Here is an 11,855-nt window from a genome sequence, read left to right as displayed (position 1 = left end):
GTACGTCGCCTTTCGCCCCCGGCGCCGTGCGGCTGGGTCTGCTTCGCCGCTCCGCGGCGGGTTGCCCGCCCGCCCGCCCGTTTGCCCCGCGACGCCGGGTGGGTGTGCGTCGCCTTTCGCCCCCGGCGCCGTGCGGCTGGGTCTGCTTCGCCGCTCCGCGGCGGGTTGCCCGCCCGCCCGCCCGTTTGCCCCGCGACGCGGGGTGGGCGTGCGCCGCCCTTCGCCCCCGGCGCCGCGGGGTGGGCCTGCTTCGCCGCTCCGTGCCAGCCCCCTTCGCGCCCCGGCGCCGGGTGGCTGCTCCTGCTTTGCCGGTGTGCGCCGGCCCGCCCACCCGTTTGCTTCGTGACGTGTGTTTGCTTCGTTTGTCGGCCACCCGTTTGCGGGGGGTGTGATGGGGGCGGGTGGGTGGGGGAAACGCCGCGGAGCGGGGGCGCGTGGGGGGTTGGGGCCGGGGGAGGTGGTGCGGGGAAGCGGGCGCCGATGCGACGGCCGGAGGACGGCTCGGGACGCGACGACGTACGTCGGTGTAGGCCCAGGGGCCAGGAGAAGGTAGCGTGCGTAGCGCGCCGCGGCGGTTGTTCTTGGCCGCGCGCCTCTCGGTCATCCCGCAGAATGGGTGACGTAGGTGCGCCCCGGAACGTCGGGCGCGGACGTTGACGCGGCCCACTGGTCCGCTCCGTCCGCTCTCCCGCGTAAGGGTGGCGCACTCGTGAGACGGCGTAGGAGAGAAGCGATACTTGTGAGCGCAGCGACAACGCGAAGCCGTACCCCGCGCACCCCGCGTACCCCGGACCGCCTGTGCGCCGAGGCGGTCGGCCTGGCGCGCGCCGCGGCCGAGGAGGCCGCCGCGCCCGGTGTGGTCGGCGAGCATGTCGAAGTCGTCGTCGAGGGCGACCGCGTCGTCACGCACCTCTTCGAGTGCAAGGATTTCGGTTACCGCGGCTGGCGCTGGGCGGTGACGGTCGCCCGTGCCTCGCGGGCGAAGGTCGTCACGCTCGACGAGACGGTGCTGCTGCCCGGCTCGGACGCGCTCCTCGCCCCCGAGTGGGTGCCGTGGAGCGAGCGGCTCCGGCCGGGCGACATGGGGCCGGGCGACCTGCTGCCGACGGACGCGGAGGATCTGCGCCTCGAACCCGGTTACTCGGGCGAGGAGGAGCCGCCGCCGAACTCCGTGGTGTCGCAGGAGATGGCCGAGCTCGTCGAGGCGGAGGACGCCGAGGTCACGGCGGGCCCGCCCGCTGAGCTGCCGGTGCCGCCGGCGCGGGGTTCGATCGCGGCGGTCGCCGAGGAACTGGGCATGCGGCGGGCGCGGGTGCTCTCGCGGTACGGCCTGCATGTGGCCGCGGACCGCTGGGACGAGGTGCACGGCGCGAAGACGGCGATGGCGCAGGCGGCCCCGGCGGCGTGCGTCAGCTGTGGCTTCCTCGTACGGATCGGTGGCTCGCTCGGTCAGGCGTTCGGTATCTGCGCCAATGAGTTCGGGCCCGCGGACGGGCAGGTCGTGTCGTTGTCGTACGGGTGCGGGGGGCACTCGGAGGCGGCGGTCATGCCGAAGCCGCCGCGGCCGGCGCCGCCGGTCCTGGACGAGACCCGGGTGGACGTACTGCCGCTGCGCCCCGCGGCGGACTCCGGTTCGGTGAGTGTGGCGGGGCCGAGCGAGGACTTGGGCCACTCGTAGTTCCGGCGACGGGTGACGGTTCTGTTCCGGCATCCGGCAAGCACGGCTGGGCGCCGGGCCTGAACCTCGGTTTGGGCCTGGGCGTGTGCCCGTCGCCCCATGACGCGCCCGGTGGGTGCACGCCGTTCGCGGCCTGACGTCCGTCCGGACGGGACTAGCCCCGAGGTCCGCCGTCGGCGGATACAGCAGCTTGGCGTGCGCCCAAACCCGGCCCGTGCCCGCTCCTCGCGGGCGGTGGCCGCCTCGTCTCGGCGTCCGGTGCGGCCGGGGCTCGGGTGGTGCGGACTGCGGCGACCGGCCGTCCGTCGTCGTCGGCGGTCCCGTAGCTCGGCTTGAGTACGCCTCGGGGTGTGGTCGTTTCGTCCCGGTGCCCGGTGTGGCCGGACTGGGTGGGTGCGGGCCGCCCCCTGCCGTGGCATGCGCCCCTCGTGGGTCGATGAGGTCCACCGCGATGTCCGTCGTCGGTGGATCCTTTGCTCGGCGTGTGCCGGTAACTCGGCCTGTGCACGCTCCTTGCGAGGTGGTGGCCCCTCGTCTCGGCGTCCGGCGCGGGCTGTTGCTGTTGCTGGTCCTGGTGCGCGCGCCGCCACTCGCGGGTGCCGTAGTCCGTCCGCGTTCGACAGCACCGGCAGGCTCACCTGCCGCCAGGCCCTCGTACCACTGCCCGATCCGCCCCCCCCCCCCCCCGAGGGGGCACCCGCCCCGGCGAGCGGTTCGGCCGAGACCTACCGGCCAGCCCCTCCCCGGCCTGGGCCCCGCCAGGACACGCACATGGGCCCCCGTCACCGTTCACCGCGAGGCGGCGCGGGGCAGCTGGGCGAACCACCAAGCAGCCCCCCCCGCCCCGTCACCCTTCGCCACCAGGCGGGGTGGCCCGGCCGAACCGCCAAGCGCACCCGCGCCCCGCGCCCCCGCGCCACCAGGCGAGACAAAGCAGCCTGGACCAGCCAAGCGCATGCGTCCCCGTACTCTTCGTAGACCAAGACCGGCTACCGACCGGGACCTTCCGGCCGCGCGGCGTCTCGCGTGCCTCGACAGGAGGGGCCGTCGCGGGGTCGGATCGTGTGTGGTGACGCAGAGGAGAGAGACGACCGTGAGCAAGAACGTGTGGCCGGCGGCCGAGGGGACCGACCCCTTCGGCACCGCCCGCCTCCGCCGCGGAGTCCTCGACGCGTGGGCCGCGGCCCCGGCCCGGTTCCGTGAGGACGCCAACGCCGAGGAGGACCTCGCCCTCGGCGGCTACCGCGACCGGCTCGTCGTGGAGCTCGCCCAGAACGCGTCGGACGCCGCCGCCCGCGCGGGCGTCCCCGGACGGCTCGCCCTGACGCTGCGCGACGGCGTCCTCGCCGCCGCGAACCGCGGCGCCCCCCTGGACGCCGCCGGCGTCGAGTCCCTGTCGACCCTGCGCGCCTCCGCGAAGCGGGAGGAGACCGCCGAGCAACAGCGGCACAGCGTCGGCCGGTTCGGGGTGGGGTTCGCCGCCGTGCTCGCGGTCAGTGACGAGCCCGCCGTGGTCGGCAGGACCGGCGGCGTCCGCTGGTCGCTGACCGAGGCACGCGAACTGGCCGCGGAGACCGCCCGGTTCAGCCCCGGCCTCGGTGACGAGGTGCGCCGCAGGGACGGCCACGTGCCGCTGCTGCGGCTTCCGTTGGCCGCCGAGGGCATCGCCCCCGAGGGGTACGACACCGTCGTCATCCTGCCGCTGCGCGACGCCGCCGCCGAGGATCTGGTCGCCCGGCTGCTCGACGGCATCGACGACGCGCTGCTGCTCGCGCTCCCCGGCCTCGACGAGGTGAGCGTCGAGACGCCGGACGGCGCCGTGCGCACCCTGCGCCGCCGCGCCGAGGCCCCGTACACCGTCGTCGAGGACAGCCGGGACGGTACGACGCGGTGGCGCACCGTCAGCCGCCAGGGCGCCCTGGAGCCCGCGCTGCTCAAGGACCGGCCGGTCGAGGAGCGGCTGCGGCCCCACTGGTCCGTCACCTGGGCGGTCCCCGCGGGCCCCGACGGCGCCCCTGTGAAGCCGCGCACCACCCCGGTCGTGCACGCGCCGACGCCGAGTGACGAGCCGCTCGGCGTACCGGCGTTGCTCATCGCCTCGTTCCCGCTGGACACCGCGCGGCGGCACGCGGCGCCCGGGCCGCTCACCGACTTCCTCGTGCGGTGCGCGGCCGAGGCATACGTCGAGCTGCTCGCCGCGTGGCGGCCCGTGGCCGAGGAGATCATTTCGCTGGTGCCGGGGCCGTTGGGGCGCAGTGAGCTGGACGGGGCGCTCCGGCAGGCCGTCCTCGAACTGCTGCCCCGCACCGCCTTCCTGCCGCCCGCCCTGCCACGGGACGCGCAGGACGACGAGGACGACGCGCTGCCCGAGGCGCTCCGGCCGCGGGACGCGGAGGTCGTGGAGGGCGCCGGTGCCGACACCGTGCGGGTGCTCGCCGAGGTGCTGCCGAGTCTGCTGCCCGCCGGGCTCGAACGCCGTGCCGAGCTGCGCACCCTGGGCGTCGCCCGGGTGCCGCTCACCGAGGCGATCGACCGGCTGGCGGGTCTGGAGCGGGAGCCCGGCTGGTGGCGGCGGCTGTACGACACGCTGGCCGGGGTCGACCCGGAGCGGCTTTCGGGGCTGCCGGTGCCGCTGGCGGGGGACACGTCCCGGGCGCGTACGACGATCGGGCCCCGGCAGGTGCTGCTGCCCGCCTCGGGTGACGAGCGCGACCCCGCGGCCCTGGCGCGGCTCGGCCTGAAGGTCGCGCACCCCGACGCGGTGCATCCGCTGCTCGAGAAGCTCGGCGCGCTGCCGGCCACGCCCCGCGCCGTCCTGACGACGCCGCAGGTGCGGGCCGCGGTCGCCGCCTCGCTCGACGACGACACGTGGGACGAGGAGGCGCTGGACGCCGAGGAGTTGGCGGACGTCGTCCTCACCCTGGTGCGCGACGCGAACCTCGCGGCCGGCGACGAGCCGTGGCTCGGCGCGCTCGCCCTGCCGGACGAGGAGGGCGAGTTGGCGCCCGCCGGTGAGCTCGTGCTGCCCGGCAGTCCCTTCGCGCAGGTCATGCGGGAGGACGAACTCGCCTTCGTCGACGAGGAGCTGGCCGCGCGCTGGGGCGAACAGCCGCTGGCCGCGTGCGGGGTGCTCGCCACCTTCGCCCTCGTACGCGCCACCGATGTCGTCCTTGACCCCGACGAACTGGAGCCCCGCGAGGGCGACTTCGCGGAGCCGGACGACGCGGGGCTGCTGGACGCCGTGGACGTGTGGTGCGAGGACGTGCTCGACCGGCTGCCCGACACGCCGGTGCCGCCGGTCGCCACGGAGATCGTCGCGGTACGGGACCTCGACCTGGTCGACGACGACTGCTGGCCGCAGGCGCTGGCGATGCTGTCGCGCCCGCCGCTGCGGGACGCGCTGACGCAGCCGCTGCGGGTGCTGCTGCCGGACGGCACGACGGAGACGGTGCGTTCGTACGCGGCGTGGTGGCTGCGCGGCCATCCGGTGCTGGACGGGCGCCGGCCCGCGGGGCTGCGGGCGGAGGGCGGCGATCCGCTGCTCGCGGGACTGTACGACGCGGCCGACGCGTCCGGGTTCGGCGACGAGCAGGTGTTGCGGGCGCTGGGTGTACGGACGTCCGTCGGCGCCCTCCTGGAGGAGCCGGGCGGCGCGGCCGAACTCCTCGACCGGCTCGCGGACCCGGAGCGGCCGGTCTCCGCGCCCCAACTGCACGCGCTGTACGGGGCGCTGGCCGACCTCGACCCGGAGCAGGTGACCCTGCCGGACGAGTTGCGCGCGGTGGTGGACGGCGAGGTGGTGGTGGTCGACGCGGCGGACGCGGTGGTCGCCGACGCGCCGGACCTACTGCCGCTGGCGGGCGGGGTGGCGCTGCTGCCCGTACAGCCGGGCCGGGCGGGGGATCTGGCGGAGCTGTTCCAGGTGCGACGGCTGAGTGAGACGGCGGCGGTGGAGCCGTCGGGTGAGGGCGTCGAGCACGAGGTCCCGGAGCCGGTGCGGATCCTGCTGGGTCCGTCGGCCCCGTCGACGTACGTCGAGTACGACGAACTGGTCGCGGGCGGCGCGGAACTGGACTGGCGCCGCACCCCGGACGGCGTGGTGCACGCGGCGACGCTGGAGGGCGTGGCGGCGGGCCTCTCCTGGGCGGCGGGCCAGTGGCCACGGCGCTTCGAGGTGGCGGCCCTGCTCGAAGACCCCTCCCGGACGAAGGAGCTGGCCCGAGACCGCTGGTTCGACTGAGGCCCCGCCCTCGCTCGGGCGACGGTGGGCGTTCCTGTCCTGGTTGTGCTTGATCCAATACGTTCAGTAAGGTTCAGGCCAAGGGGGGATCCGGGCTGACCACCCGAGTCCCATGGAATTCATGTGGGGGAATCATGCGCGCACCGCATCCGATGATGTCTCTCCTCGTGCGGATCGCCGTGATCCTGCTCGCCTTCCTCGGCCTGCTCACCGTGCTGGGGTCGGGGATCGGCACGCTCGAACTCTCGCTGTGGGCGGCCGCGCAGGTCGCGCTCATCGTGTACGCCATCCGGCGCTACCGCCGGGCCGTGCGCGTCTCCGGTGCCTGATCCGGGGTTTGTCGGCTGCGACGGGTCCCTCTGCCGTACGGCAGAGGGACCCTCGGCACCCGTTTCCGTGAGGTCACACGTTCTCCGCAGAGTTCACACTCTCCGTACAACCATTGGCCAAGGACGCGAGTCTGATCTTGCGAGTCAACAGACTCCTAGATCACTGAGACCCGCGTGACGGCGTGTCAACGCACCGCGGGTCCCCTTCTCCACCTGGGGAAACACATGCGCATCCGTGCCACCGTGGCCGCACTGTCCGGCACCCTGGCCCTTTCCGCACTCGCCGTCCCGGCCGCTCAGGCCGCAGACGCGCCGAAGGCCCCGCATGCCGCCACCTTCGCCGCAAAAGCTCCGGCCGACGTGACCGACGGCGACACCAAGATCACGAAGATCACCGTCAACGGCGGCAAGGACATCGTCGTCGGCACCTCCGAGAAGAAGACGGTCAAGATAGCCGTCACCGCGACGGACCCGTCCGGCATCAAGGACGGCAAGGCCCTCCTGTGGCACGGCACGGCCTTCGACCGGAACCACATCGATGGCTCGATGGTCCCCAGCTCGGAGACCGGTGACTGCAAAGTTGTGAACCAGACCACGTCCACCTGCACCGTGACGGTTGTCGCCGACCCGAAGGCGAACATCTACGGCAACGTCCTGGCCGGCAAGTGGAAGGTCTGGGCTTTGGCGCAGGGGAAGGACGGCGACTACGTCTCCAAGGACGCGTACCCGACCAACGTCTCGGTGAAGCGTGCCGCCCGCCTCACCACCAACGCCTCCCCCGAGCCCGTCAAGAAGGGCAAGACCCTCACGGTCACCGGCGCCCTCACCCGCGCCAACTGGGAGACCTCGAAGTACGCCGGCTACACCCAGCAGAGCGTCAAGCTGCAGTACAAGAAGAAGGGTGCCAGCAGCTACACCACCCTCAAGACGATCAAGTCCGACACCAAGGGCAACCTGAAGACCACGGTGAAGGCCTCCGCCGACGGCTACTTCCGGTACGTCTTCGCCGGTACGTCCACCACCCCGACCGTGACCTCCACCAGCGACTTCGTCGACGTCAACTAGGTCACCGCTACGCCGGAAAGCGGCGGTCCACCCAGCGGTAGACGAGCTCCACGGCCAGTGAGGCCACCGCCGCGATCGCGACCGCCGCCCACGGCATCGTCGTGCCCACCAGCTTCAGCTGGAAGAAGTCCTGGAGCCAGGGCACGGTCAGCACGAGCAGGAAGCCGAGACCCATCGCGCCGATCAGAGCGACCCGCCACCACGTGTAGGGGCGGGCGATGATCGCGAGCACCCACATGGCGATCAGGAACAGCGCCAGCGTGGCCGCGCTGGTCTCGGCCTCCCGCGCGCCCGCGCCGTCGTAGTGGTGCCGGGCCAGCAGGTACGTCACGAAGGTGGCGACACCCGCGATCACGCCGCCCGGGAGCGCGTACCGCATCACCCTGCGCACGAAGTGCGGTTTGGCCCGCTCCTTGTTGGGCGCGAGGGCGAGGAAGAACGCCGGGATGCCGATGGTGAGGGTGGACAGCAGCGTCAGGTGGCGCGGCAGGAAGAGGTACTCGACCTGTGAGCAGACCACCAGCAGCGCGATGATCACCGAGTAGACGGTCTTCACCAGGAACAGCGTGGCGACGCGGGTGATGTTGCCGATGACCCGGCGACCCTCCGCGACCACCGACGGCAGCGTCGCGAAGCTGTTGTTGAGCAGCACGATCTGCGCGACCGCACGGGTCGCCTCCGAGCCCGAGCCCATCGAGACGCCGATGTCGGCGTCCTTGAGGGCCAGGACGTCGTTCACGCCGTCACCGGTCATCGCGACCGTGTGCCCGTGCGACTGCAGGGCGCCCACCATGTCCCGCTTCTGCTGCGGGGTGACCCGGCCGAAGACCGTGTGGTCGTCGAGGGCCTGCGCCATCCCGTCCCGTTCGGCGGGCAGCTTGCGGGCGTCCACCGTGTTGTCGGCGCCGGACAGCCCGAGCTTGCCCGCGACCGCGCCCACCGAGACCGCGTTGTCGCCGGAGATGACCTTGGCGGCGACGTCCTGCTCCGCGAAGTAGCGCAGGGTGTCGGCGGCGTCGGGGCGCAGCCGCTGTTCCAGGACGACCAGGGCGCTCGCCCGCGCGCCGGCCGCCACGTCCGGGTCGTCGAGGTCGCCGGCCGCGCGGGCCAGCAGCAGCACGCGCAGGCCCTGCTGGTTGAGCTCCTCGATCTCGGCGAGGGACGGGTCGCCGTCGGGCAGCAGCACGTCGGGTGCGCCGAGGAGCCAGGTCGAGGTGGTGCCGTCGCCCTCGCTGAAGGAGGCGCCGCTGTACTTGCGGGCCGAGGAGAAGGGGAGCGACTCGGTGCAGCGCCACTCCTCGCTGTCCGGGTAGGCGTCGATGATCGCCTGGAGGGAGGCGTTGGGGCGCGGGTCGGATTCGCCGAGGGCGCCGAGGACCTCGCGTACGCGCTGCTCGTCGTCGTCGCCCAGCGGGCGCAGCTCGGTGACGTCCATGCCGCCCTCGGTGAGGGTGCCGGTCTTGTCGAGGCAGACCGTGTCGACGCGGGCGAGCCCCTCGATGGCGGGGAGTTCCTGGACGAGGCACTGCTGGCGGCCCAGCCGGATCACGCCGATCGCGAAGGCCACGGAGGTGAGCAGGACCAGGCCCTCCGGGATCATCGGGACGATCCCGCCGACCGTGTAGGCGATGGACTCCTTGAAGTTGTCGTCCTTGACGACGAGTTGGGAGATCACCAGGCCGATGGAGGTCGGGACCATCAGCCACGTCACGTACTTGAGGATCGTGGAGATGCCCGAGCGCAGCTCGGAGTGGACGAGGGTGAAGCGGCTGGCCTCCTCGGCGAGCTGCGCCGCGTACGCCTCGCGGCCGACGCGGGTGGCGGTGAACGCGCCGCCGCCCGCGACGACGAAGGAGCCGGACATCATCTTGTCGCCGGGCTTCTTGATGACCGGGTCCGCCTCACCGGTCAGCAGCGACTCGTCGACCTCCAGGCTGTCGGCCTCCACGGTCTCGCCGTCGACCGGGATCTTGTCGCCGGGGCCGAGCTCCACCAGGTCGCCGAGGACGATCTCGGAGGTGGAGATCTCGGCGGCGGTGCCGTCGCGCCGTACGGTCGGCCTGGCCTCGCCCAGGACGGCCAGCGAGTCCAGGGTCTTCTTGGCGCGCCATTCCTGGATGATGCCGATGCCGGTGTTGGCGACGATCACGAAGCCGAAGAGGCTGTCCTGGATCGGCGCGACGAACAGCATGATCACCCAGAGCACGCCGATGATCGCGTTGAAGCGGGTGAAGACGTTGGCCCGGACGATCTCGCCGAGCGAGCGCGAGCTGCGCACCGGGACGTCGTTGACCTCGCCGCGGGCGACCCGCTCGGCGACCTCCGCCGCCGTCAGTCCGGTGGCCCGGTCGCCCTGGCCCGCCGGGGGCCGCACCGGGTGGACCGGGTCGAGTTCTGCGCCCGCGTCGATATGCGTCATGCATTCGACGGTAAGGGCGCTCTTGCGGCTTCACCCCCCGAGTGCCCGAAAGATCCGACCTCGGGAGGACGGGGCCGGTCCCGTGGTCGTACGGGAGTACTGCGGACGCAGGACGTTCGGCCCCTGGAGGCCCGGGACCTTCGTCCTTGCCGCGCAGGCCCGGGGCCCGGCCTTACTGCTGCGGCTGCGTCTGCGCCGCCTGCGCCCGCTTGATCGCCGCGTCCCGGGTGCGGACGTACCAGATGCCGATGAGGCCGAGGCCGCCGCCGGCCAGGCAGGTCCACACCCACCAGGTCGCGTCGCGGTCGTCGAACCAGCCGTAGAACGGGAGCTGGACCAGGAAGAGGACGAACCAGAGGATCGTGCCGCCGGTGATGGTGGCGACCACGGGGCCCTCCAGGGGCTCCGGCGCCTCGTGCTTGGGGGTCCACTTCGCCATGGGGGACAGCTTACGAGGCGGCGCCGGGCCCGCGTACACCCCTTGCGCGCGCCGGGTCTACGCGCGGAGATAGCGATTTCTCTCTCATGTATTCATACTGAAACGGCTCGTTAATGGCCGATTGCTTTCGTACGAATAAACAAGTCGAACCGAAATCGGCGCCGAACGATCTTTCCCCATCTCTGAGTCCACGAGGTCCCGCATGCCTTCCTCGGCCACCGCCCCGGTCGACGCCAGCAAAGAGCCGCCGAAGCTCCCGAAGAACGGGCTCGACGGCTTCTTCAAGATCTCCGAGCGGGGTTCGACCCTGGCCCGTGAGGTCCGCGGCGGCTTCGCCACCTTCTTCGCGATGGCCTACATCGTCGTGCTCAACCCGATCATCCTGGGCAGCGCCAAGGACATGTACGGGCATCAGCTCGACAACAAGCAGCTGGTCACCGCGACCGTGCTGACCGCGGCCTTCACCACGCTCCTGATGGGCGTCATCGGCAACGTCCCGATCGCGCTCGCCGCCGGCCTCGGCGTGAACACCGTCGTCGCCCTCCAGCTCGCGCCCCGCATGTCGTGGCCGGACGCGATGGGCATGGTCGTCCTCGCCGGCTTCGTCGTGATGCTGCTCGTCGCGACCGGGCTGCGGGAACGCGTGATGAGCGCCGTGCCGCTGGGCCTGCGCAAGGGCATCGCGATCGGCATCGGCCTGTTCATCATGCTGATCGGCCTCGTCGACTCCGGCTTCGTCTCGCGCATGCCGGACGCCGCGCACACCACCGTCCCGCTCCAGCTCGGCGGCGACGGGCACCTCAACGGCTGGCCCGTCCTCGTCTTCGTGCTCGGCGTGCTGCTCACCCTCGCGCTGCTGGTGCGCAAGGTGCCGGGCGCGATCCTGCTCAGCATCGTCGTCATGACGATCGTCGCGATGATCATCCACTCCGCCGCCGGCCTCCCGACCGAGTCCTGGGGCCTGACCAGCCCGGAGTGGCCCGGCAACCCCGTCTCCAGCCCGGACTTCGGGCTCGTCGGACAGATCAGCCTCTTCGGCGGCTTCCAGAAGGTCGGCGTCCTGACCGGAGTCCTCTTCGTCTTCACCGTGCTGCTCTCGTGCTTCTTCGACGCGATGGGCACGATCATGGGCATCGGCGACGAGGCGGGCCTGACCGACTCCCGCGGCAACATGCCCGGCATCAACAAGGTGCTCTTCGTCGACGGCATCGCGGTCGCCGCGGGCGGCGCCTCGTCCTCCTCCGCCACCACCTGCTTCGTGGAGTCCACGGCGGGCGTCGGCGAGGGCGCCCGTACGGGCTTCGCGAACGTCGTCACCGGCGGGCTCTTCGCCGTCGCGCTCTTCCTCACGCCGCTCGCCACGATGGTCCCGTCCCAGGCCGCCACGCCCGCGCTGCTCGCGGTGGGCTTCCTGATCCTGTCCGGCTCCATCCGGCAGATCGACTGGGCCGACCACACGATCGCGATCCCGGCGTTCGTGACGATGCTGATGATGCCGTTCACGTACTCCATCACCAACGGCATCGGCATGGGCTTCATCACCTTCACCGTGCTGCGGCTCGCGGCCGGACGGGGCCGCGAGGTGCCGGTCGCGATGTACGCGGTGTCGGCCGTGTTCGCCTTCTACTACCTGATGCCGGCGCTGAACCTCACGTAGCCGCGGCTCACGTGGTGGGTCCTGGTCG

Annotated in this window: 7 protein-coding genes; 5 read left to right on the top strand and 2 right to left on the bottom strand. The window is 72.3% G+C overall.

All coding sequences use genetic code 11. The annotated features are described in order from the left end of the window. The first annotated feature begins 739 nt into the window (after window positions 1-739). From ACZ6CV_RS18605 to ACZ6CV_RS18590, 4 genes are all read left to right on the top strand, one after another. Window positions 740-1,678 carry a DUF3027 domain-containing protein gene (locus ACZ6CV_RS18605; protein ID WP_469251842.1) on the top strand — a complete coding sequence of 313 codons (939 nt, stop codon included), beginning with the start codon at window positions 740-742 and terminating at the stop codon, window positions 1,676-1,678. Between the two features lie 1,093 nt (window positions 1,679-2,771). Continuing rightward, a complete protein-coding gene (locus ACZ6CV_RS18600) occupies window positions 2,772-5,918 on the top strand; it encodes a sacsin N-terminal ATP-binding-like domain-containing protein (protein WP_469251841.1) in 3,147 nt (1,048 codons plus the stop codon). Between the two features lie 134 nt (window positions 5,919-6,052). Further along, window positions 6,053-6,247: a hypothetical protein gene (locus tag ACZ6CV_RS18595; RefSeq protein WP_469251840.1), complete on the top strand. Its 195-nt coding sequence runs from the start codon at window positions 6,053-6,055 to the stop codon at window positions 6,245-6,247. A 225-nt stretch (window positions 6,248-6,472) separates the two neighbouring features. After that, window positions 6,473-7,312: a DUF5707 domain-containing protein gene (locus ACZ6CV_RS18590; protein ID WP_469251839.1), complete on the top strand. Its 840-nt coding sequence runs from the start codon at window positions 6,473-6,475 to the stop codon at window positions 7,310-7,312. A gap of 7 nt (window positions 7,313-7,319) precedes the next feature. Here ACZ6CV_RS18590 and ACZ6CV_RS18585 read toward each other — a convergent pair whose 3' ends face one another. Together ACZ6CV_RS18585 and ACZ6CV_RS18580 are read right to left on the bottom strand one after the other, a co-directional pair. After that, entirely contained in the window at window positions 7,320-9,731 is a 2,412-nt protein-coding gene (locus ACZ6CV_RS18585; protein ID WP_469251838.1) for a cation-translocating P-type ATPase, read from the bottom strand. A gap of 172 nt (window positions 9,732-9,903) precedes the next feature. Then, window positions 9,904-10,170 carry a DUF2530 domain-containing protein gene (locus ACZ6CV_RS18580; protein WP_362372407.1) on the bottom strand — a complete coding sequence of 89 codons (267 nt, stop codon included), beginning with the start codon at window positions 10,168-10,170 and terminating at the stop codon, window positions 9,904-9,906. A 202-nt stretch (window positions 10,171-10,372) separates the two neighbouring features. Here ACZ6CV_RS18580 and ACZ6CV_RS18575 point away from each other — a divergent pair, with 202 nt between their 5' ends. Continuing rightward, entirely contained in the window at window positions 10,373-11,827 is a 1,455-nt protein-coding gene (locus ACZ6CV_RS18575) for an NCS2 family permease (protein ID WP_469251837.1), read from the top strand. Window positions 11,828-11,855 lie beyond the last annotated feature (28 nt).

Source organism: Streptomyces sp. NPDC041713 (genome assembly GCF_055591085.1).
The sequence above is the reverse complement of the archived record's forward strand: the minus strand, read 5'-3'. Positions and strand labels throughout refer to the sequence as shown.

Coding starts and splice junctions, on each gene's coding strand:
- ACZ6CV_RS18595 (WP_469251840.1), top strand. CDS start 6,053: ATGCGCGCACCGCATCCGATGATGTCTCTCCTCGTGCGGATCGCCGTG.
- ACZ6CV_RS18590 (WP_469251839.1), top strand. CDS start 6,473: ATGCGCATCCGTGCCACCGTGGCCGCACTGTCCGGCACCCTGGCCCTT.
- ACZ6CV_RS18585 (WP_469251838.1), bottom strand. CDS start 9,731: ATGACGCATATCGACGCGGGCGCAGAACTCGACCCGGTCCACCCGGTG.
- ACZ6CV_RS18580 (WP_362372407.1), bottom strand. CDS start 10,170: ATGGCGAAGTGGACCCCCAAGCACGAGGCGCCGGAGCCCCTGGAGGGC.
- ACZ6CV_RS18575 (WP_469251837.1), top strand. CDS start 10,373: ATGCCTTCCTCGGCCACCGCCCCGGTCGACGCCAGCAAAGAGCCGCCG.